At 52.1% G+C, this 23,646-nt stretch carries 18 protein-coding genes; 6 read left to right on the forward strand and 12 right to left on the reverse strand.

The window, feature by feature from the left end; translation table 11 throughout:
• From FGS84_RS28260 to FGS84_RS28285, 6 genes are all read right to left on the reverse strand, one after another.
• Complete coding sequence (locus tag FGS84_RS28260; protein ID WP_138311526.1) at positions 1 to 1,299, reverse strand: 3-isopropylmalate dehydratase large subunit; 1,299 nt, start codon at positions 1,297 to 1,299, stop codon at positions 1 to 3.
• Between the two features lie 20 nt (positions 1,300 to 1,319).
• Positions 1,320 to 2,414, reverse strand: a complete 1,095-nt coding sequence (locus FGS84_RS28265) for a mandelate racemase/muconate lactonizing enzyme family protein (RefSeq protein WP_138311527.1) — start codon at positions 2,412 to 2,414, stop codon at positions 1,320 to 1,322.
• Between the two features lie 79 nt (positions 2,415 to 2,493).
• Complete coding sequence (locus FGS84_RS28270; RefSeq protein WP_138311528.1) at positions 2,494 to 3,912, reverse strand: ABC transporter substrate-binding protein; 1,419 nt, start codon at positions 3,910 to 3,912, stop codon at positions 2,494 to 2,496.
• Between the two features lie 34 nt (positions 3,913 to 3,946).
• Entirely contained in the window at positions 3,947 to 4,795 is an 849-nt protein-coding gene (locus tag FGS84_RS28275; protein WP_138311529.1) for a carbohydrate ABC transporter permease, read from the reverse strand.
• A gap of 4 nt (positions 4,796 to 4,799) precedes the next feature.
• A complete protein-coding gene (locus FGS84_RS28280; RefSeq protein ID WP_138311530.1) occupies positions 4,800 to 5,696 on the reverse strand; it encodes a sugar ABC transporter permease in 897 nt (298 codons plus the stop codon).
• A gap of 17 nt (positions 5,697 to 5,713) precedes the next feature.
• Positions 5,714 to 7,114, reverse strand: coding sequence for an alpha-glucosidase/alpha-galactosidase (locus tag FGS84_RS28285; RefSeq protein ID WP_138311531.1), 1,401 nt, complete (start codon positions 7,112 to 7,114; stop codon positions 5,714 to 5,716).
• A 398-nt stretch (positions 7,115 to 7,512) separates the two neighbouring features.
• On the opposite strand from FGS84_RS28285, the gene FGS84_RS28290 reads away from it, so the two are divergent.
• Positions 7,513 to 8,172, forward strand: a complete 660-nt coding sequence (locus tag FGS84_RS28290; RefSeq protein ID WP_138311532.1) for a GntR family transcriptional regulator — start codon at positions 7,513 to 7,515, stop codon at positions 8,170 to 8,172.
• Positions 8,173 to 8,271: 99 nt separating this feature from the next.
• On the opposite strand, the gene FGS84_RS28295 is transcribed toward FGS84_RS28290, so the two are convergent.
• A complete protein-coding gene (locus FGS84_RS28295; RefSeq protein ID WP_002565147.1) occupies positions 8,272 to 8,499 on the reverse strand; it encodes an HPr family phosphocarrier protein in 228 nt (75 codons plus the stop codon).
• A 210-nt stretch (positions 8,500 to 8,709) separates the two neighbouring features.
• The gene (locus tag FGS84_RS28300) at positions 8,710 to 9,738 is read right to left on the reverse strand and encodes a substrate-binding domain-containing protein (protein WP_227146058.1); all 1,029 of its coding nucleotides are present in this window, start codon (positions 9,736 to 9,738) and stop codon (positions 8,710 to 8,712) included.
• Positions 9,739 to 9,899: 161 nt separating this feature from the next.
• On the opposite strand from FGS84_RS28300, the gene FGS84_RS28305 reads away from it, so the two are divergent.
• A complete protein-coding gene (locus FGS84_RS28305) occupies positions 9,900 to 11,456 on the forward strand; it encodes a response regulator (RefSeq protein ID WP_138311533.1) in 1,557 nt (518 codons plus the stop codon).
• Complete coding sequence (locus tag FGS84_RS28310; RefSeq protein ID WP_138311534.1) at positions 11,453 to 13,330, forward strand: sensor histidine kinase; 1,878 nt, start codon at positions 11,453 to 11,455, stop codon at positions 13,328 to 13,330. The genes FGS84_RS28305 and FGS84_RS28310 overlap by 4 nt, the downstream gene beginning before the upstream one ends.
• Before the next feature lie 33 nt (positions 13,331 to 13,363).
• On the opposite strand, the gene FGS84_RS28315 is transcribed toward FGS84_RS28310, so the two are convergent.
• From FGS84_RS28315 to FGS84_RS28330, 4 genes are all read right to left on the reverse strand, one after another.
• Entirely contained in the window at positions 13,364 to 14,632 is a 1,269-nt protein-coding gene (locus FGS84_RS28315) for a TolC family protein (RefSeq protein ID WP_138311535.1), read from the reverse strand.
• Positions 14,633 to 14,709: 77 nt separating this feature from the next.
• The gene (locus tag FGS84_RS28320) at positions 14,710 to 15,870 is read right to left on the reverse strand and encodes a TolC family protein (RefSeq protein ID WP_138311536.1); all 1,161 of its coding nucleotides are present in this window, start codon (positions 15,868 to 15,870) and stop codon (positions 14,710 to 14,712) included.
• 18 nt (positions 15,871 to 15,888) lie between these two features.
• Positions 15,889 to 18,894: an efflux RND transporter permease subunit gene (locus FGS84_RS28325; RefSeq protein ID WP_138311537.1), complete on the reverse strand. Its 3,006-nt coding sequence runs from the start codon at positions 18,892 to 18,894 to the stop codon at positions 15,889 to 15,891.
• Between the two features lie 3 nt (positions 18,895 to 18,897).
• Positions 18,898 to 20,013, reverse strand: coding sequence for an efflux RND transporter periplasmic adaptor subunit (locus tag FGS84_RS28330; RefSeq protein WP_138311538.1), 1,116 nt, complete (start codon positions 20,011 to 20,013; stop codon positions 18,898 to 18,900).
• Between the two features lie 288 nt (positions 20,014 to 20,301).
• On the opposite strand from FGS84_RS28330, the gene FGS84_RS28335 reads away from it, so the two are divergent.
• The 3 genes from FGS84_RS28335 (at position 20,302) to FGS84_RS28345 (ending at position 23,603) form a co-directional block, all read left to right on the forward strand.
• Positions 20,302 to 20,976: a response regulator transcription factor gene (locus FGS84_RS28335; RefSeq protein WP_138311539.1), complete on the forward strand. Its 675-nt coding sequence runs from the start codon at positions 20,302 to 20,304 to the stop codon at positions 20,974 to 20,976.
• A complete protein-coding gene (locus FGS84_RS28340; RefSeq protein WP_138311540.1) occupies positions 20,973 to 22,040 on the forward strand; it encodes a HAMP domain-containing sensor histidine kinase in 1,068 nt (355 codons plus the stop codon). Before FGS84_RS28335 ends, FGS84_RS28340 begins: the two co-directional genes overlap by 4 nt.
• 360 nt (positions 22,041 to 22,400) lie before the next feature.
• The gene (locus tag FGS84_RS28345) at positions 22,401 to 23,603 is read left to right on the forward strand and encodes an MFS transporter (RefSeq protein WP_138311541.1); all 1,203 of its coding nucleotides are present in this window, start codon (positions 22,401 to 22,403) and stop codon (positions 23,601 to 23,603) included.
• The last annotated feature ends 43 nt before the right edge of the window (positions 23,604 to 23,646 follow it).

Raw genomic sequence — 23,646 nt, forward strand, 5'->3', positions numbered from 1 at the left:
TCACTCCCCTTTCCCTGTCTCTGCTGTTTCCTGTCCGTCCGTTTCTCCCGGCATCCCCGCGGACGGGTCTGTCAGATACCCGGTCACCGCAGACATGGCCACGGTGGCCGGTGACGCCAGATAAATACCGGAATCCCTGCTTCCCATCCTTCCCGGAAAATTCCGGTTGGAAGTGGTGACGCACACCTCGCCGGCAGCCAGGACCCCCTGGTGGGCGCTGAGACAGGGGCCGCACCCTGGCGCAGATATGGTGGCGCCAGCGTCTATGAGGGCATCCAGGTATCCGTTTGCAATGCATTTCTTAAATACTTCAGCGGATGCCGGAATCACCACCAGACGGACATGGGGAGCAATCCTGCGCCCCTTCAGGATGCGGACCGCCTCCCCAATATCCTCCACGCGTCCGCCGGTGCAGGCACCCAAAAAGGCCTGGTCGATACGCACCCTGCCGGCCTGGTCCACCGCGCCCACGTTGTCCACGCTGGAGGGCATGGAAACCTGCGACTTCAGCCCGCTTATATCAAAGACATATGTCTCCCCATATTCAAAATCCCTGTCCGTGTGCTCCACTGTAAACGGACGGCTGGTCCTGCGGGCCACATAGTCAAGCACGGCCTGGTTGGGCTGCATGTAAGCTGTCTTTGCCCCCATCTCCACCGCCATGTTGCAGAGCACCATACGCCCTGCCACATCCAGCTGTTCCACATAGTCCCCGGTGAACTCAACGGCCTTATACACAGCCCCGTCTGCCTTCATTTTTCCTATGATGTATAAAATCACATCTTTGGGAAGCACATGGTTTCCGGGCATTCCTTCCAGGTGAATCCGTATGATTTCCGGCACCCTGAACCAAAGCTTTCCGGTTATCAGTACCGTAGCCATATCCGTGGCCCCAATGCCGGTTCCCAGGCAGCCGAATGCGCCGTGGGTGGTGGTATGGGAATCCGTTGCCACCAGAATCATGCCGGGATATACCAGGCCCGCCTCCGGCATAACCTGGTGGCAGATTCCCGCATTGATGTCAAAATGATGGGTAAGCCCCTGCTCCTGCCTGAACAGGCGCATCTCCCTGTGATTCTGGGACGCCTCAATGGTGGGCGAGGGCGCATAGTGGTCAAATACAAAGGCGGCCTTGTCCCTGTCCCATACGGTTTTCCCTCCCATCTCCCGGAAGGAATAGACGGTCTGTAGATACAGGTCGTTAATCTCCGCAAAATCAATGTCAGCCGTTATAATCTCCCCGCTTACCACCCGGTCACGGCCGCTGTGCCTTGCCAATATCTTCTCTATTGCATGCATATCCTTTTCTCCTGTCCTGCTTATATAATTCTGAATCTGTCCAACACGCGGTAATCCGGCTCAAAGCCGATTCCCGGCCGTTCCGGGGGCTGCAGCCTTCCCTCCCTGTCTATCTCCAGGGAATGGCTGAATGCCTCATGCCACACCTGGTCGTATTCCGGAGGATAGTACTCAATATAAGACACATTGCCCACGGCCGCCCCCAGGGAAACATTGATGGTCTGGTCCCCATGGGGCGCCAGCTCCAGGCAGTGGGCCTGGGACAGGGCAGCTGTCTTTAGAAACTCCGTGACGCCGCCCATGAGAAAGGGCGCCGGGTTCAGGATTGGGACAGCTCCTGTGTCAATCAGTTCCCTGAACCCCCATCTGGTGTACTCATTCTCGCCGGAGGCAAGGGGAATGACTGTCTTTTCCGCAACTTTCTTCATCCCGTCATAATCATGGGGCGCCACAGGTTCCTCCAGACAGTAGATATCATATTCCTCCACCTGCCTGGCAAACTGGATTGCCCTGTGGCTGGAATATCCGCAGTTGGCGTCCAGCATGAGCAGGGCCTGCGGCCCTATGGCTTCCCGCACAGCCTTTACCCTGGCGGCATCCTCCCGGATGCTCAGGGCCCCCACCTTCATCTTGACGCCGGCAGCGCCCTGGTTCATATACCCCTCCATCTCCCGCTGAAGGTCCTCCAGGCCCTTTCCCGGCTCATAATATCCGCCGGCAATGTAAACAGGCACGCTTTTTCTGTATTCCCCCAGCAGCCTGTACAGGGGCAGCCCCAGCGACTTGGCTTTGATGTCCCAAAGCGCCATGTCCATGCCGCTGATTGTTCTGGTGCTGATGCCTTTACGCCCTGTCAGCTTAGGGACATAGAGCCTGTCCCAGAGCCACTCCGTGCGCATGGGGTCCTGTCCGATTATCCTATCCTTTAGCTCCCCTGCCATCATAAATGGATTCATGCCCAGTACCGGCCCGGAAAGGCCGTATCCCCTGATTCCCTGGTCCGTCTCCACTGTAATGACTGCCAGGCCGCAGTGGGTGTAGGTGTGCATTCCATTGGAGATGGGCCGGCTTTTCTCCCACCTGAAATATTCCTGTCTTACATCTGTTATCTTCATACACTGTCCTTTTTAAAAAGGAATGCCGCAAAATGCATAACCCCATTCTGCGGCATTATCCTCCTGTTTCCTTCTGCCTTTACTGGGCAGTTGCTGTCTCTACTTCCCGGTTGATTCCGTCAATCAGCATATCTGCACAGGCAGCAGCGTCCTCTTCCCCATAGCTCAGAGACTGGATTGCCAGGGTATACACACCGTCAGGCGCCTTTAGTGCTGCCCGCTCCGTGAATATATCCAGCTTGAAGGCAGACCATGCCATCAGTTTCTCATTCATTTCAGCCACCAGGCTGCCCTCGGTCTCAACATATTTAACCGCATTCTTGTTGCACGGGATGCCGCGGCTGTCCCCAAGTATGGTGGCGCCTTCTTCGTCCCCGAACAGGAACTGTATCAGGGCTGCTGCTTCTGCGGGATGCTCTGAGGTGGAGGTGATTGCAATGACCTGGGACGCCTTGATGGGGCCGCCGTGGTATTCGCCCATGTTAATCATGTCGCCCACCACGATTTCTCCGTCCGTCACAGCATCCACGTACTTGGCAATATTGGTATCCCAGCACATGGCGCCGCCGTAATGGCCGTTTATCCAGCTCTCGCTTGTCTCCAGAAGCTCAGAGGTGCCTTCTCCTGCCAGCTTCTCGGAATTGGGGATAACGTGCTTGTCTTCCAGCTCCTTGATGAAATCCAGGCCTTCCGTGATTTCTTCCTTGGAATACTGAAGGGTATTGTCCTTAATCCAGTCCCTGCCGTATTTGCACTGGAGATAATAAATCATCAGATGCACTTTTACATAATCAGCACAGGCAAAGGGATAGTAGGAACCGTCCTCATAGGCCGCGAATTTTTCCCCTGCCTCGTACAGCTCTTCCAGGGTGGTGGGAATCTTTGCCCCAACCTTGTCATAGGTGGTCTTGTTCCAGATAAAGCCGCGGCCCGTGTTGGCAATGGGCAGGGCCTCCAGGGACCCGTTTATGGTGTAGAAGGCCTTGTCGGAATCATCGTAATTGGACAGGTCGATAATATTGGAAACCTTATTCAGGTCGTAAAACGTGTCTCCGTTCGGGGAATATGCAAATACCCAGTCCATGTTCAGCTGAATCACATCCGCAGCAGAGCCTGCGTTTAAGGCCAGGGATATCTTCTCCTCATGCCCGCTGAATGCCTCGTACTCTGCCTCCACCGAAATATTGGGATATTTTGCCTCAAACGCCTCGATGGCCTTAAGGGTCTTCTCATGGCGCGAATCCCCGCCCCACCAGTTGAAACGCAGGGTGATGGGGTCCGCCGTATTCACTTCCATGCCGGCAGATGCCGCTGCCTCAGTGCCGGCCGCCTCCGTACCCGCCCCGGCCGCCTCTGTGCCGCCTTCGGCCTTGGTTTCCTGTGTCTGTGCAGGAGCAGCCTCAGTCTCCTTTGACTGTGTGGGCATACATCCCGCCAGGGACCCTGCCATGACGCCTGCCAAAATCAGACTAACCAGTTGTTTTCCTCGTTTTCTCATGTGTAACCTCCCATTTATAATATAATTTTTTTAATTATCCCTTTACACCGCCTGCTGCAATGCCGTCCACAAAGGAATCCTGTGCCATAAAGAACACGGCCAGGGACGGAACGATTGCCAGCAGCGACATTGCCAGAATCCGGTTCCAGTCAAATCCGGTTTCTGTATCCATGGACATCCTCAAAAATATGGATACCGGATATTTCCGCACTGAATTAATATAGATAAGCGGCCCCATGAAATCGTTGGAAGCCCACATGAACTGGAACAGGGCGCAGGAAACAATGGATGGCTTTAACATGGGAACAATCACGTACCACAGTCTCTCCACCACGTTACACCCGTCAATCTCCGCTGCTTCCTCCAGCTCCCTGGGAATGCCTCTTAAAAACTGTATCAGCATGTATACAAAGAAGGTGTCCCCTGCCAGCATGGACGGAATCACAATGGGCAGATAGGAATTCAGCCATCCCACTTCGTTAAACAGGATATACTGGGGCACGTTCAATACTACCTGGGGCAGAAACAGGGTGGAGAGCAGAAGCACAAACAGCAGCTTCTTGCCGATAAACTGGAACCTGGCAAAGCCATAGGATGTAATCACCGCAGATACAACGGTGAACACCACCTTCGGCAGCACGAACTTGTATGTATTTCCCATGAAATGCAGCAGGTTCATGCCCTCGTAGCCCTTAAACCCGTTTTTGTATCCGTCCAGCGTGGGCGCCAGCGGAATGATTCCCGCACTGGAAAACAGCTCTGAATTTGTCTTAAAGGACGCACCAATCATCCAGCACAGGGGATATATCATCACGATTCCCAGGCCAATCAAAAGGAGATACCGCAAAAACAGGTTAAGCCGCGCTTTTTCTTTTCTGTTCATATGCTTACCTCCCATCCTCATCCGCATAGTAAACCCAATACTTCTGGCTGATGAATGCCACCGCCGTAAAGGTCATGATTACCAGGAACAATAGCCATGCAATGGCGCTGGCCAGTCCCATCTCATTCCGCTTAAAAGCTTCGTTATAGACCAGCAGTGAAACTAAAGTTGTGGAACGCAGCGGACCTCCCTGGGTCACGATGAAGGGGCCGTTGAATTCCTGGAATTTATGGCACAGCTGGGTCACAAAGTTATAAAATATGACCGGCGTGATAAGCGGAACCGTGATTTTGAAGAACTGCTTCCATTTTCCTGCCCCGTCAATGGCTGCTGCCTCGTAAAGGTCTCCCTGCACTCCCTTCAGGGCTGCCAGGAAAATGACCATGGGCGAACCGAACTGCCATACACGCAGGAGCACGATTACAAGGAACGCCCCGTCGGGATTTCCCAGCCAGTTAAAGGCGGGAATCCCCAGTGACCCCAGCATGATGTTTACAAGGCCCTCTGTCTTAAACAGGAACTTCCACAGCACAGCAATGGACACGGAGCCGCCCAGTATGGAGGGAATGTAGTAAATGGTCCTGAAAAAGTTAAGTCCTCTTATCTTATCATTGAGTATATAGGCAATGAACAGGGCGAACATAAGCTCTAAGGGCACGGTTAGGAACGCATACTTAAAGGTCTGTATGAATGCCTTGATAATCAGCTTGTCCCCCAGGATGTATTTGTAATTTTCCAGCCCTGTGAAGGAGGCTGTCTTGAACAGATTATAGGAATGGAAACTGTAAATAAAGGAGGCAGCAAAGGGATACAGCTTAAATACCAGCAGTCCCACCAGCCAGGGCATGACAAAGACCAGTCCTATATTGCGTTTCCAGAATCCTTTCTTCTTTTTCTTCATTCTTTTCCCCCATACGTTTATTTCCATCCATCCGGAAGGTAATGTTCTGTATTCTTAATCATGTCATCTGCCAGTTTCCGTACCGCTCCCTCGTCCCGGCATTTGTACTTCACCAGCGGGTCGTTCATAAATGCCTTTACCACCAGGTCCCGGTCATATGTATCTGCTGCTTCCAGTATATATCCGTGATTCTCTACATGGGGAAGTATCAGTTCCCTTAAGGACTCCGGAAGGGGACCGGCTGCCAGCGCCTTGATGCTGTCCCGGGAGAACACTGCATTTGTCTCCACCACGGCCTCCTTTGGAAGGTTTGGAATCTGCAGGAAGCTGTTTGGCATATTCACATTGCTCACCATCCGGTCCAGTCCCACCAGGGCCTTAATCTGCTGTACGCCCTCCTCTCCTGACGGAACAATTTCCATCTGTTCCTCACCCTCCATGAGACGCTTTCTCCTGGCCAGGCGCTCCTCCATCTGATGGATTCTGAAATCCACGGTGGTCAGGCCGAACTTCCATGACGTAACTGTCTCCGGGTCGTTGAGATAGGAGCTGCCCGGCATGAATTCCGCCAGATGCCGGTCCCCTGCCGCAGCAATGAGGCCGTAGCGGTTAAATAAGTCAAACTTTACCCTGTGGCGGCAGTTAAAGGTAGATTCTTCCCATGGGCGGTCAGGGTCGTCATACCCTTCCTCAAAATGAGTCCTTATATACTCCCTGTAGACAGGAAACAGGTCAACTCCCTCATAGGATGCAGCGTCAAACCAGGTAAAGTGGTTGATTCCCAATACATTCACATGGATGTCCCTGCGGTCAATGGGGCCCGTCCCCAGTTCTCCGGCAGCAATGGCGGCCAGCACTTTCTGGGTGCCGAAGACCTCATGGCAGCAGCCAAAGGCCTTGATTCCGGGGAAGGTCTTATAGAGGCTGGCCACGCACAGGCTCATGGGGTTGGTATAGCTGATGACCCATGCCTTGGGACAAATGTCCCTGACAGCCAATGCAATCTCCTCGTACATGGGCAGGGTACGCAGGGCGCGGACCATGCCGCCGGGGCCTGCCGTGTCCCCCACCGACTGATAGATGCCCAGCCGTTCGGGCAGGTGTACGTCGGAACGCATCTCCTCAAAGGTACCCGGAAGAATGGATATCACCACAAAGTCAGCTCCCTCCAGGGCCTCCTTTAAGGAGTAGGCCACCCTGTAATCCCACTGGCCACTGGCCTCCCTTCTTCCCTTCAGCTGATTGCCGATAATCTGGTTTTCCTCAGCTGCCCTGGCATCGATATCATAGAGCCAGACCGTTCCGTCCAGAGCCGGCTCCAGGGCCAGGTCCGCCATCAGCTTCCACGCCCATGCCTTGGAGCCGCCTCCTATGTAAGCCATCTTGATATCCGATACATGATGATTGGTCCACTTCATTCCATACCCTCCTTGTTATGAGCACTTGGAGACCGTCCTTTGGTCTCCTACGTGCGATACATGTCACTGGCACTTAGCGAGGTCCTTTCGAGCTTAGTGCAGTGGCCTGTTATGAGCACTTGGAGACCGTATTCTGGCTCCCTACGTGCGATACATGTCACTGGCACTTAGCGATGTCTCGTTAAGTTGCATTCTGAATATCGTATATCGTATACGATTTACTGTAGTTTTATCATACTTCCGATGGAATTTCAACAACATTTGTATAATATTTTAATTTTTGGTCTATTGTCACAAATTTTTATGTGCATATTTTCGTTCCATCCCATAACTAGGTTTTGACTCTTTTGGCTTTGTATGCTAAAATAGCCTTATTCTAAGAAAAGCGGGTGAAACAAATGAAAAAGCTGGATTCGCTGGAAATAATGCCCACGCGCATCCGAATCGCTTCCATTCTTCGCAAGGCGATTCTGTCAGGCGAGTTTAAAGAAGGGGAGGAATTGTCCCTTACAGACATAGCCAATAACCTGGGTGTCAGCAGGACACCGGTCCGTGAAGCATTTCAGATTCTTTCTTCTGAAAATCTGATTCTGCTGAGAATGAATAAAGGTGCCATTGTAAAGGGAATCACCACCAAAACAATCCGTGAGCATTTTGAAATGAGGTCTTTATTAGAGGGTGAGGCCGCTGTCAGGGCCACCCTGAGACATTTTGACGTATCGGAACTGATGGAATCCCAGGTCCACATTGAAGGCCTGGGAGAAGATTTCTCAGATGACGAGTATCAGTCCTACAACCAGAACCTGCACACTGCCATATGGAAAGCGGCTGACAACAGTAAGATGTATTCCACCCTTTCCTCTCTGTGGAATGGAAGTTCCTTCGGAAAAACCGTTTCCGCCAAGGACCACCAGCTTCTCTCCATCCGGGAGCACAGGAACATCCTGGAATACATCCAGTCCTGCAACCCTTATCTGGTGCGCAAGGAGATGGAGCACCACATTGAGCGGAGCATGAACAACATCATTGACAGCTTCTCCTTAAAGGAAACCAAGTAGGAAAGAGGGACGCAAAAGAACCGGGCCACAGCAAATCTGGTGCTGCAGGCCCGGTTCTTTGTTCATGTAGAATTTAAGGAAAGTGTATCAATTGTCTGACTATGCTGCAAACGGAGCAATTTCCTCCATCAGCTGGTCACAGTCATCTGTGTGAAGAATCAGTTCTACGGTTTTGGACTTTGCCAGTGATAATACGCCTACGATAGACTTTGCGTCAACCATACGGCTTCCGCATTTCACATCTGCATCACACTCAAAACGGTTCATGATTCTTACGAAATTAATAATCTGGTCTGCCTGGTCAAACTTAACAAGGATACGTTTCATGTTGTTCACCTCCGTATGGTATTTTATTTAGTATCACTGCCAGATACTTGGGGGATGGTACTTACTGGTAAGTCCGTACCTGACAATGCCTGCTAACCTTATCTTTTGTTTGTCTTCCGACATACTTATCATACCACGTTCAGGCAATGGATTTCCATGGTAATATTTTTCTATCTCATGGAATATTTTCAAATATTATCCTGTTATCCTTTATATCTGGTCCTTCCAGTAACCAATATTCTCCGAATCCACCTTTATCGGCTCTCCGGCTATGACCTCCAGCCCGCCGTCCCGGCCGTAATCCATGGAATATGTCACGCCTCCCAGAACCAGCTCCTGGTCCCCCCTCTCCTCTATACGGCCTCCGGCCAGCTCCAGGCACACATATCCTGCCACCCTGCCCAGGTCCACGGGATTCCATATGTATAGCACCGGACAGACATCCTCAGCAGCGCTGCCCACATATGCTTCCATCTGGTCCGGAAGCCCCAGACCGATGACCTTTACCTCCGACGCCCGCCCCCGTTCCTTCACCACATCGGCGGCTGCCTTGATACCTTCCGTGGACAGGCAGCACATTACCCTCAGGTCCGGATAGGCATCCAGCATCTGCTCCGCTTTCTCAGCCGCCTTTTCATATTCCCCTTCCCCGTAGGCAATATCCACCAGCCGCAGGTCCCGGTACTTCAGGTTCTGAAGCTCCTGCTTCATCATAAAAATCCATTCATTCTGGTTGGCGGAGCGGCTTCCGGCAGACAGGATGCCCCACTGGCCTCTGTGGCCGCAGATATTGTCCACCTCCCGGACCAGTTCCTTTCCCAGCTCCCTTGCATCCACCGGGCTTATGTATATGCTGCGGCTTCCCGCCTCCACATCCGCATCCAGGGTGATAACGGAGATTCCCTTTTCCCTGGCAAGATTCAGAACAGGTGTCAGTGCATATTCATCGTTGGCAGCCACAGCAATGGCCTCCACTTTCTCGTCAATCAGGTTCTGTATCAGACGTATCTGTTCCTGGGCAGAGGGATGGTCCGGATACAGGACAATGCAGTTTTCGCCTGCATCCTCCACTGCCTGCTTAAAGCCCTCACTGGCCAGCTCATTGTACCAGTTGTTCTTGGATTTCATGATAATGGCATATTTACCCCTGTTAAACTGGCTGCTCTGGCAGGAAAACAGAAACAACACCCCTGCCATCATGGCCGCTCCTGCCATCCAAACCCAATTTCTCCCTTTCACCGTGCTGTCCCTGCCTTCCTTCTGTTTTTTCCCAGTATATACCTAATGTCGTATTTTGTCCATTTCCGTTGCAAATTTATGATTTCTTGATACAATAGTTGTATCGGTATTGATTATTGTATACAAATCACTGCCTTTTAGAAAAGGATGGATGATAATAGATGAAACTACTGATTGTTGACGATGAGAAACTGACCCGTGAAGGAATCCGGGACAGCCTGAATCCGGAATGCCTTGGCATCAGCCAGGTGCTGCTGGAGGATGACGGCATTCACGGCCTTAAGACTGCCCTGGAGGAGCATCCGGACATCGTGCTCACGGACGTGCGGATGCCCAGGATGAACGGGGTCCAGATGGCGGAGCGGATTTTAAAGGAGCTGCCCGGAACCTCCATCATTTTTATGAGCGCTTATTCAGATAAGGAATACCTGAAAGCAGCCATCAAGCTGAAGGCCCTGGGGTATGTGGAAAAGCCCCTTGACATGGATGAGCTGACCGCAGCCGTCAAAGAGGCAGTGGACAACAGCAGGAACGAGAAAATGAGCCAGGCAGCGGCCAGGCTTCAGGAAAAGGAACAGCTGGGCCACCTTTGCCTCCTGCTGTCCCAGCCGGGAGAAGAGAATCTGGCAAAGGCAGGCCAGCTGGTAACTGACCTGGGCCTTCCCATTACCCATACCACCTTTTTCTGCTGCATCATTATTGACTGTGTCACTCCCCTGTCCGCACTGCCTGAGGAGCCCATGGACGGTATCAGGGATTATTTTGTGGATTATCTCACGTCCATAGGCATATCCCAGGCCTATGTCCTCAGGGGGGACCACCGCATTATTGTCTTCCTTTACTCCCCGGAGCGGCCCATGGACAAGACCCTGTACGACTGCGCAGGTCTTCTGGCCCAAAAGCTTATAGAGGTCTGCCCCTTCTTTATATCCCTCGGACCGGTTGTAAGCGGTATGGAGCGCGCCTATATTTCCTTTCAGGAAGCCAGGGAACATTTGAACGAGGCATTTTTCCATGACTACGGATTCATCCTGAGCCACAACATGGAAACAGCCGTATTCCGGCCGCCCGCAGACCTTCTTCTGGAATTTTCCATGGCCCTGTCTGAAAAGCAGGAGGAGGAAGCCCTGGACATTGTCAGGCGGCTGTATGAATCCTTTGTGCCAAACGACATAATCGGCCCCAGCCAGGTAAAGGATATCTACTACAAGTATTTCAGCAAGCTGGACGAGCACGGCCTGGGAAGCTATATCTCCCTGTGGCAGAAGGAAGGGCTGGATTCCGAATCCATCTGGGAGGGAGTCATGAACTGCACCATTCTCAGGGAGCTTAATGACCTGCTGGCCGCAAAAGTACGGCTGTTCTTTGAGCGCCTGCGGGGAAACAGCGTGGGAAATCCGGTTGTATTCCAGATTAAGGAATACATCCATAAGAATTACGCCAACCCTTCCCTGTCCGTACCGGATGTCAGCGAATGCGTCCGCCTCTCCTCCAGCTACGTGTGCACGATTTTTAAAAATGAGACAGGCCAGACCCTGAACCAGTACCTGACAGACTACCGCATCAAGATGTCCAAACAGTTCTTAAGCGACCCCAGGTACAAGATTGCCGACATCTCCTCCAAGGTTGGGTACAGCGACGGCAATTACTACAGCAAAACCTTTAAGAAAATCGTGGGCCTGTCCCCTTCTGAATACAGGGAGAAAATGCTTGCATGAAAAACCCATTGGCAAAGCTGATTTATCATTATACCTATGACATGCGGCTGAAAACAAAGCTTGTCATATCACACATTATCCTGGTACTGCTGCCCACCGCCGTATTGTCAGGCTTTCTTTACCTGCGCATTTACGGCATTGTCATGGATGACAGCATCCGTTCTGAGCAGGCCCTGTCCGCCCAGACCGTGACCTCCATTGAGACTCTCATATCCCATGTGGGCCACGCCTCGGACACCATCACCAGCGCCATGATGGTACAGGACCTGTTCCATGTCCCCAGGTCAGAGGCCGGTACCCTGGATATCTCCACCTCCCGGATGAACAGCCTGTTCCACCTGGTCCAGAGCATCACGGACCATTCCATGATTACGGATGTGAAGATATATTATGATGACAGCGTGTATGGCGACCTGATGCAGTACAACAAAATAGGCAACGCCCTGTTTAATCCGGTGTCCTCAATCAGCAGCAGCTATTGGTACGGCATCTACAGCACCACGGAGCAGGCCCGCATGCTGTGCCCGGAGCTGTACCTGACTCCGGACGAGACAGAGAAAAACGGAAAACTGGCCTACATCACCCGAATTCCGTATATCCATGACGACGGCACTGTGTCCGACATTGAAAACGCCTCTGCCTATGTGGCCCTGTACCTGTCCAGGCCCGCCTTTGACATGGTGCTGCGCAATGACGCCACGGTCACGGACGAGGCTGCCTTCCTTGTAAATGAGCGGGATGTCATTGTATCCGCCTCAGACATGGGGCTGGCAGGTAAATACTTTATTCCCCGCTCAGACCTGGTGCTGCGGGTGGGAAAGGAAAAAACCTTTTCCCTTGTATCCTATCTGGACGGCTCTGCCTATGTGGCCTATTTTCCCATTGCAGACACGGACTGGTATATGATGTCCATCATTCCCGCCCTCCATATCGGTGATGCAGGCAAGGCGCTGATGATGCATTTTGCCCTGATTTACCTGCTGTTCACTGCCCTGGCCCTGTACACGGCCTTCCGGCTGTCAGGCTCCATTGCGGACCGCATTATAGGCGTGGCCCTGCAGATGGAGACTGTGAGGAAGGGACCGCCCCAGCCCATGGATATGGCTGACACTGGCTGCGATGAGATTGGCGTGCTTTCCGATACCTACAACTATATGACAGAGGAAATCATCTCCCTGATGGACAGCCAGAAAAAGGCCTCGGAGGAGCTTCGGATGGCGGAATTCCGCGCCCTCCAGGCCCAGATTAATCCGCATTTTCTATATAATACCCTGGATATGATTAACTGGCTGTCCCAGACCGGACAGAGCGAGAAGGTCACGGAGGCGGTCCAGACCCTGTCCCGCTTCTATAAGCTGACCCTGAGCCGCAAGGAGCTGATGAACTCCATCGAGAAGGAGCTGGAGCATGTAAGCCTTTACGTCCGTCTCCAGAACATGCGGTATGACAACTGCGTGGCCTTTGTGGTGGATGTGCCGGAAGAGCTGTGCGAGTACACCATACCCAAGCTCACCTTCCAGCCCATCGTGGAAAACGCTTTTCTTCACGGCATCATGATGAAGGAAGAAAAAAAAGGCAGCATCCTGCTCACCGGCTGGCCAGAGGGGGATGACATTGTATTCATCATCTCTGACGACGGGGCAGGCATACCGCCTGAAACGCTTGATACATTAAAGGATGACGTGAATGCAGGTACCGGCTCCACCGCCAGCCCCAGACACACTGCCTTCTCCGGCCACATCGGTGTCTATAATACCAACCTGAGACTGAAAAGCCTGTATGGCGAAGCCTACGGCCTTTCCTTTACCAGCACCCTGGGCAGGGGCACGGAGGTAACGGTGCGGATTCCGGCCAGGCATATCACGTCCGGCTGATGCCCGGAGAGTACGCATTTTTATCCAATCCATTTAACTGATACCTTTTACATCCCAGCAATAAGATTCATAGGCCGCCACCAGATTCATGGAGGCGGTTTCTTTTGCCGCCTTTTTCTCCAGATAGGATGCCTGGCCCTCCAGGTATTCCGTGTTGGTCAGCAGTCCTGCCTGCTGTTTTCTCTGGAGTCCTTCATAGGACAGCTGCGCGCTCCGGAACGCAGTGAGGGCCGCCTCATAGGCTGTCTTCCTGGCCTGTAATTCCTGGTAGGAAGCCAGGAACGCCGCCTCCTTTGTCCCCTCCGCTTCATCCACCAGCTTAAACCTGATGTTGATTTCAGTGGTGCTGCTGGCTGAGGTGTGACGGGCGTTCTGCACACTCTTGTCATTTCCCATGGCCCTGACTTTATCGCTTTCATAATCCACAGCTTCAATGGCGGCCATATCCGGTTCCGGTATGGTCCCTATGACCGCCTGGCTGCTGGCTTCAAGTCCCAGCATGGTAAGCAGCTGCTGCCTCAGCTCCCTGGCCTGGAGATTGAGGGATTCCAGGGAATTCCTGGCCGTGTCCAGGCTTTTCTGTGCTTCCTTTAGCTGGGCCTGGGTGGCGGAACCGGCTGCCTGCTTTCTCGCCATGGCCTCCCAGGCTGCCTGCAGGGATTCCGCCCTCTTTTCCTGATATTCCACGTTCTGCACCATCTGGTTGTAGGAATTCATCAGGGTCTGGGCTGTCATGGTAAATGTGTCCGCAGACTTCTCCAGGCTCCGTGTGCTCTTTTCGCTGGTCATGGTATCCAGCTGGCTGTATATACGGCTGGCCGAGGATTTTAACATGGCTGCATTGGAGGCGTAAACTCCGGCTGTCTGGCTGTCCTCATCATCCATATCCTCTGCCTTATCCTCCATGTTGTCCTGCTCCCGCTTAAGGGTATCCCATATTTCCTGATAGGCGTTTACATTGTCCTCATAATCCTCTATGCTCTCTTTTAAGGACAGGTTTCCCTGTTTCAGCAGTTCTCTCAGGTTGCTGTATTCTATGTGTATGACATCGGCTGTATTTTCTGTGTTATCCAGGGCTGCGGCCTGGACTGTATCCTGGGCCGCAGCCTGGACTGTATCCTGGGCCGCAGCCTGCGAACTGTCCTGGGCCGCAGCCTGCGAACTGTCCTGGGCCGCATAGACAGCCCGCATGCCTGTTCCCCACAGGCACAGTACCGCGGCTAAAAGGAACATCTGCGCCCTGTTTCCCTTATTCCTGCTGCTCTTATCCATGCTGCTCTCTTCATTACTTCGGTTCTTCATTTCTGTCTCACCTCTGTTCCATCTGACATGTTCCTGCGCCTAACCTGTTTCTCAGCTGCCTACAAATCTCCCTCTCTCTACGACACGGATGCCAGTCCGTCCACCGACCACCGGTAATCCAGCTGTGCCTTGAGAAGGGCCAGCTTCTGTGTCCGCACATTGACCTGGGCTGCTGCGAAGGAGGACTGCTGCGTAACATAATTGTTTCTTGTCATGGTCCCGGCCGCCATCTTGCGCTCTGCTGTCTCCATGGCTGCCGCCTCAATCTCATACGCCTTAAGAGCCTGCTCGTAGTCGGATTTGGATATCATCATGCTCTCATACGCATTCTTTATACTGGAAGCAGCCGTCTCCTTCTGGCTCTTTAAACTCTGCTCCAGGCTGGACTTGTTGGTGCCGCTTTTTGCATTGGCTATTTTCTTTTCCAGTATCCTCAGGCTGTAATTATTTTCCACTCCCCTGGATACATCCTCCTCCAGGCTGATGTCTGACATTCCCTCCAAATCCGGCTCCGGCACATCTCCTATATCCACCTGGGCGCCGTAGGTCCATCCCAGCATGAGACAGAGATTTTCTTTTGTCTGTCCCAGACTGCTCCGGGCCGACAGCAGGGAGGCATCCGCTGATGTGACGTCTTCCTGGGCGGACAGTACCTGGGCCTGGGTTGACATACCGGCGTTCAGGCGGGTAAGCGTCTGGTCATAGGATGACTGGGCCTGTATCTTATTCTGTTCCAGGCTCTCCAGACTGTATGTCTGGCTCCAGTAGCTTATCATCAGCTCCTGGGCTTCCTTCACCAGACCTGCCTCAGTCTGGTCGTATCCCAGCTTCTTGATATCCCCGTCCTCCACATTGTCATCTCCCTGCTCCCGCAGGTTATCCGCCTGAATCTGGCTGCTCAAATAGGAGGACAGGCGGCTGGCATAGTCTGAATCCGACGAATCCGGATATTCCAGGCTTCCGTATATATCATCGGCAGCATCATAGTAATCATCCGCAATATCATCCGCATCCTCTCCCCGGAAATCCTCATACTCCAGCTGGTTCTGAATCACCGTGTTATTGTATACATGAATCAGGTCAGCTATCTCTGTAAATTCCAGCTGGTTATCCCTGAGGGAAGCCCACTGCTCTGCGGTATAGGCAAACTCCGGGGTGCCGGCCCATGCCTGCACCGGCATGGCGCCAAGGCACAATGCCGCGGCCAGGCACCCGGTCCCTATCTTTCCATATCTCATTTAATTGACACCTCTTTCTTAGATATCCAGCACCACACGCTTCTTATCACCGTTCATCAATGCATAGTAAATCGGCAGGATGAACAGAGCCACTGCCACGCCCACGCTGAGCCCGCCGATATTGACAATGGCCAGGCCCTGGGTGGTGGAACCGCTGTCGCCTATGGCCAGGGCCATGGGAATCATGGACAGTATGGTGGTAAGGCTGGTCATCATGATGGGCCTTAAACGTGTGGCTCCCGCCTCAATCAGGGCTGTTTTTAAATCCATGGTCATGCGGTACTGGTTCACCGTATCCACGTACAGGATACCGTTGTTTACAACTGTTCCAACCAGAATCAGGAATCCCAGTATGGAAGTCATGCTGATGCTGACTCCCGTAATCTGCAAAAGGCCAAAGGAGCCTATAAGGCTGAAGGGTATGGTAGTCATTACCATAAAGGAAAACTTGGGGGACTCAAACTGAGCCGACAGCACCACGAATACCAGGAATACAGCAACGGCAATGGCCTGGTACAAGGCTGCAAATTCCTCCTGCATCATACGGTTCATGGAGTTTACGCCTTTCTTTATGGTGCCGCTTAAGTTAGGGCTTATGACCTCGCTGTCTATGGCTGACTGGACATTTCCCCCTGTATAATCTGCTGTAATGGTTATCTCATATGCCTTATCCGTCTTGGAAATGGAAGCCGGGCTGTCCTTAAAATAAATCTCCGCCACATCCGTCAGGCCCACATAACCCCCGGAAGGCTTGGAGAGTATGATATCCTTCATCTGGCTGACAGTCCGGTACTCATCCTCCGGATATTCCGCCATCACGCTGACTTCCCTGCCATCCACATCCAGGGTGGTCACTTCCTCGCCGTCCATCATCTGTTTTACCTGGGAACCAATCTGGGATGCCGTAAGCCCCTCTGCCGCCGCCAGTACCGGGTCCACCTTTACAGTGACCACAGGCGCTGTATTTTCTATACTGGAATGGACGTTCTTTACATCGTCCCTGGCCGTCATCTCCGCCACAATCTTATTGCTGACTTCCTGAAGTTCATCGTAATCCGTGCCGTTGAGAATGACTTCATATCCCCTGCTCCTGCTCATGAAGCTCATGGATGAGGATGCATCCACTGTCACGGTGCAGTTATCCAGGTCCGCCATCTCTGTTTCCCACTGCTCCACCACCTCATCGGTACTCATCTCCCTGTTATCCCTCAGATAGGCTGTTATGGTACCGCTGTCATTGTTGTAGCGCAGCATGTAGGATTCCACATCCGGATGTCCTTTGACAATCTCCTCTGCACGGGTCAGCATGGCGTCGGCATTTTCCGACAGCAGGCCCGGCCTTGTTTCTATGGAAACGCTGACCGTTCCCGTATCATCCGCAGTCATAAGCTCGGTTTCCATCCCGCTGGCCAGAAAATAGGCTGCAATCACAAGGATTACAGATGCAATCATGATGACGGCCTTGTGGTTTAAAAGTCCGGGCATGATGCGGCGGTATCCGTTCTGTATCCGCTCCATGGGCCGGGACATGGGCGCCTGCATCCTCTCCTGCGGTTTATAGGCCATATAGGTAAGGGGGACAATGGTAATGGCCGACAGGAAGGAGGCGCACATACAGAATACGATAACGTATCCCATGGAGCCGAACATCTGCCCCGACATTCCCTGCAGGAATATCAGGGGAAGGAAAACCACGCAGGTGGTGGCCGTGGAACCAAGGATAGACTGCAGCACAATGTTGGTGCCGGACAGGGAAGCCCTGGCATATCCCAGCAGCCCCTTGTCCTCCTCTGTCTCTATGGCCCTGAAGCAGCTCTCCAGCACAACAATGGAGTTATCCACCATCATGCCTACGCCCAGCACCAGACCGCTCATGGTAATGATGTTCAGGGAAAAGCCAGCGCCCGTCATCAGAATCAGGGATACCAGGATAGAGGTGGGTATGGAGCTTCCCACTATCAGGGAGGCCTTATAATCTCCAAAGAAAATAAATATGATAATCATGGAAATAACAGCTGCCAGCACCAGGGTAAGGGCCACATCCTTAAGGGAACTGAGAATGCTGTCCGCACTGTCCCTGACTATCCGGATATTCAGATTCTCATCCTCCGCCTCCAGGCTCTCTATGACCTCCTGCACCCCGGATGACACATCCATAGCAGTACTGCTCTGCTGTTTGGTAATAGAAATAGAGATGGTGTCCTCGCCGTTATAGCGGGAAATGCCTCCCCGGCTTTCTTCTGCCTCATAAACCCTGGCAATGTCCTCCAGATATACAATCTTTCCGCTGGAGGTGGTGATGGGGACTTCCTTCAGGGCCTCTATGGTCTCATGCTCCAGGGAGGTGGAGACAGAAAGCTCCAGCTTTCCGGATACGGCATCGCCGGAAGGATAGGAAAGATTGGCCGTACTCATGGCTGTGGACACGTCGTTCATAGTCACCTGATACTGGGCCATCTCATCGGACTGAAGCTCGATTTTATAGTATTCCGACTTTCCGCCCATGGCCTCCACCTCCGCCACAGAGGAAATCTGCTCCAGCAGGGGCACCACGGTCTGGTCCACATAGTCGTACAAATCCTCCTGGGAGGGATTGGATATGGAAAGCATCATGGTGGTGCCCGCATTGTTATTCATCTCCATGACAGAGGTTTCCGCATCGTCAGGAAGCTGACGGCTCAGTGCGTCCAGACTCTGGGATAAATCATTGTATGCGTCGTCCATATCGGTTCCGTAATCATATTCCAGCATAATCATGGCCCTGTTCTCGCTGGAGGTGGAGCTCATGCTTTTTACGCCCTCTATGGTTCCCACCTGGTCTTCTATGGGCTGGGTCACCAGTTCATCAATGTCCTCAGGACCTGCGCCGGAATAAGAGGCTATGATAATCAGCATTGGCTGGTCCGTGTCCGGCATCTGCTCCAGCGTGGCATTGAATACGGAAGATATACCGAATACCAAAAGGCAAAGCAGTGCCATGACCGTCGCCACCGGACGTTTTAATACAAACTTTGTCAATCCCATGGTTTATGCCTCCTGTTCTGCCTGTGACTGCGTATCTTTGCTGTCTTCATCCCTCAAACGGATTTTTGCACCTTCATACAGGTTGGAACTCCATGTGCTCACCACCATGTCGCCAGCTGACAGGCCGGAAAGAATCTGGGCATGCTCTTCGTCTTCCAGCCCCACTTCCACCTGGGCCATGGCAGCGGCGCCGTCCTGGTACAGATAAACATAGGCATTGCCCCCGCTGTAATAGATAGCATCAATGGGTACCACCATTGTATCCAATGCGCGTTCCGTTACAAGGTTTAATTTTACCGTGCTCCCTGCTGCGATTTCCTGGGTGTTTTCAATCTGGGCCTTTACCTTAAACAGCCCTGTGTCCGCATCTACCATGGAATTGATTTCACTGATATATGCTTTGTATGTAGTACCGTTCTTCTGGATTTCCAGCTCATCGCCCACATTGGCATTCTGCATCATGCGCTGGGTCACGTAGAAGGAAACTATATTCTCACCCTCTCCGGCAATCACGCACAAATCCTGGGACTGGCTCACCCTGTCATAGACCTCCACGTCAAAGCTTTCAATCTTTCCGTTAATGGGAGAGGTGATGGAACTGTACTGCACCTGCCGTTCGTAGGCCAGCTTGGCGGACTCATACTGGAGCTGCGCGGATTTCACCGCATTGACATACTGCTCGTATTCCTGCTCTGACAAATCCCCGCCGCTGTAGAGAATCTGCATCCTTCTCAGGTTGCTCTGGGCCTCTGAAAGGGATACGGAAGCAGAATCCATGGAGTTCTTAGCTGTCTCCACCTGCTCCGTATCAATCTCAAACAGGACCTGGCCCTGTGTCACCACGTCCCCTGCCTTCACATACACTGCCGTTACATCTCCTGCTGCTTTTGCATAGATATGAACCACGTCAGAGGGCTCCACTGTGCCGGTAAGCCCTGTGGTAAGAATGATATCTCCTATGGACGGCTGCTCCGCCCTCACCACTGTGACCGAAGCCTCCTGTCCCATAGGCATTCCGCCCTTTGATTTATTTCCGCCTTTCATAGCAATCAAGGCCGCAGCCAGTATGACGATGATTCCGGCCGCAATGCCAATCTTGATTTTTCTGCTTTTGCTCATATCCAATCTCCTTTGCTGGTTTACTCAACTGATTCCTAATATTAAAGGTTGAAGATTAATTCAACATTAACAAATCCAGCCTGTGAGCCATTTATTTCGCCTTATTCTGTGAATTTTTTGTGACTTTACTGTGTGTCTGCCTTTTAGTTCTGATTCATAAAACTTCCAATAAGCCAATCTCTTGATTAAAAAATGAATATTCTTCGATTTCCTGACAATTCGTTTATGTTTACTTTATAAAAAGGTGTTATATATGTATAATGAAGTGTAAGAGGGAGGTAACGGAACATGTTTCAGATACTGGTTGCGGAAGATGACAGGAACACCCGAAGGCTGATGGAGGCTGTGCTGAAGGAACACGGATACCATCCCATCCTGGCATGCGACGGCCTGGAGGCCTTGAAATTATTAGATACCCATCATGTGGACCTGGTAATCCTGGACATCATGATGCCCGGCATGGACGGCTATGAGCTCACCAGGCAGCTGAGGGCAACGGATTACACCCTGCCCATCCTCATGGTCACTGCCAAGCAGCTGCCTGAGGACAAGCGGAAGGGCTTCATCGTGGGAACAGATGATTATATGACAAAGCCCGTGGATGAGGAGGAAATGATTCTGCGCATCCGTGCATTGCTTCGCAGGGCCCAGATTGTAAGCGAACGGCGCATCACCATGGGAGATGTGTGCCTGGACTACGATTCCCTGACCGTAAGCCGGGGGAATGAGAGCCAGACCCTGCCCCGCAAGGAATTTTATCTTCTCTACAAGCTCCTGTCCTATCCCGGCAAGATATTTACCCGAATCCAGCTCATGGATGAGATATGGGGCATGGAGTCCCAATCAGACGACAATACCATCAATGTACACATAAACCGGCTGCGGAAGCGTTTTGAGGACTATCCTGAGTTTACAATTGAAACCATACGCGGCCTGGGCTATAAGGCGGTGAAAAACCTATGAGACACAAAAACGGCCGCAAGCCGCTGGGTACCATGACCCTCATCCTGACTGCAGGGATTTTCCTAATCATGCTCACGGTCATGACCCTGCAGGGATTTTTAATGTATTTATACTGGAGGATTTTCTACCAGGCTGACATCCCCATTCCCCAGTTCTGGCGCCCCATCCCCTTACTGGCCGTGCTCAGCGCCGTGGTGGGTGCCGGACTCACCCTGCTCCTGAGCCGCATCCCCCTCAAACCCATCCGGGACCTGATTGAAGCCATCAACCAGCTGGCGGACGGCAACTTCAAGGTACGCATCCATCTGGAGCTGAACCGGGAATTTGAACGGCTGTCCGAAAGCTTTAACCGCATGGCCCAGGAGCTGGAGAATACGGAGCTGCTGCGCTCAGACTTCATTAATGATTTTTCCCACGAATTCAAAACCCCCATCGTATCCCTGAGGGGCTTTGCCAAGATACTGAAAAATGACAGTCTCACCAAGGAGGAACGGGACGAATATCTGGATATTATTATAAACGAATCCAACCGCCTGTCCCAGCTCTCCACCAACGTGCTGAACCTGTCCAAGATAGAGAAAATGAGCATCCTGTCCGATATGGAAACCTTTGACCTGTCGGAAGAAATACGCCAGTCCATCCTGCTGCTGGAATCAAAATGGCAGAAAAAGGAACTGGAACTGATTATTGACTTGGATGAACTGGAATACCATGGAAACAAGGCGCTTCTGAACCAGGTATGGATTAACCTGATTGACAATGCCGTCAAATTTTCCCCACAAAACGGAAAAATAAAGCTGAAGCTGCACCGGATAAAGGACCAGATTATTTTCCAGATTATGGATAATGGATGCGGTATGGATGAAGAGACAAAAGACCATATATTTGACCGGTTCTACCAGGGTGACAGTTCCCATACAACGGAAGGGAACGGTATCGGCCTGACTGTGGTGGAAAAAATCATCCACCTCCACAAGGGCAGCATCCAGGTCATCAGCGAGGCTGGCATCGGCACCACCTTCACGGCAGACCTTCCCATTGAACCCTCACCTTCCAGCCTGTAAGTCTGTTCTGGGGTATTATCTCTCCGGATACATTTACCTGGAATCAATTCCTTTTGACATATCCCGCATTTTCTGATATGATAACTGTACTTTACAAAGAGGAGGGCGTTTGATGTATTTATCCATTCGTTTAAGATAAGCAGCAAGTAAATAAAACCTTACATGGTTTTTTTGTTGTGCCTGTTTTACGGATGAGATGCAGATACGCCTGATATCATTTCGTATATTATGTGAATTGTCCGCCGCTGACCCCGGGGACAGTTTTCTTTCCGTATGCAGGCAAGGCAGATAAGACCATATTGGTTTTATCTGCCTTTTTAGGTGTTTGAAACTGATTTAATACAGAAAGGATACTTTCATATGAATGACTATTCAAAATGGAAACAAAAGTTCCTGACCATTGCAGCGGGCCAGACTGTTTCCCTTATCGGAAGCTCCGCTGTCCAGTTTGCGCTGATTTGGTGGCTGGCCAGCGAAACCGGCTCCCCTTTAATGATGGCATTATCCGGCCTGGTGGCATTTCTGCCCCAAATCTTTCTTGGTCCTTTTGCCGGAGTGTGGATTGACCGCCTGAAGCGTAAATATGTGGCCATTGCTGCGGACATGTTCATCGGCCTGACAGCCGTGGTCTTTGCCGCCCTCCTGTGGCTGGGCCATCCCCCGTACTGGTCTGCCTGCGCGGTTCTGGGCATACGGGCCGTGGGAGGCGTATTCCATACGCCTGCCATTCAGTCCATCGTACCCCAGCTGGTGCCTCCGGACAAACTGGTCCGGGCCAATGGGTGGAACCAGTTCATGCAGTCCGGCGCTTTTATGCTGGGACCTGTCATAGGAGCCGCCATGTATGCCGCGCTGCCTCTTCCCGTCATCCTGCTGACTGATTTTATCGGTGCAGCAGCTGCCAGCCTTACCATGGCAGCAGTAACCATACCGGAGCCGGAACACAGCCATCAGGGACCCCCTCATTTAATCCGTGAGATGAAGGAGGGCCTGGGTATCTGCATGAGTGACCGAAGACTGATGAAACTGACTGCGGCCGCAGCCATTACCATGGTGTTCTACCTGCCCCTGGCCTCCTATTACCCCCTGATGTCCAGCACATATTTTAAGGCCAGCGCATGGCATGGCAGCGCAGTGGAATTCCTCTATGCCTTTGGCATGATGGTATCCGCCATGATATTCGGCAGCTTGGGAAAAGTAAATAATAAACTGAAAGCCTCCTACCTTGGACTGGCAGGAAGCGGCATCACCTGTTTTATCTGCGGCATCCTGCCCCCTGATATGCGGGCCTGGTACGTCTTTGCAGTGACCTGCATGTTCATGGGCGGCTCAGGCAGTGTTTACAATATACCATTCATAGCCTATCTGCAGGAAACCATACCTGCCGAAGCCCAGGGGCGGGCCTTCTCCCTTTTGGGAAGCATCATGTCCCTGGCCATGCCTGTGGGCCTCCTTATATCCAGCCCTGTGGCCCAGATTTTCGGGGTAAATATGTGGTTTTTGGTGGCTGGAATCGGTATCCTGGCGGTTGTGGCTGTATGCGGCCTTTCAGGAAATGATTAGTACAGCATTGTACAGTTAACCGTGATATGGCACCTGCTGTCTT

Source organism: Clostridium sp. 1001271st1 H5 (assembly GCF_005845215.1).
Classification (GTDB): Bacteria; Bacillota; Clostridia; order Lachnospirales; family Lachnospiraceae; genus Enterocloster.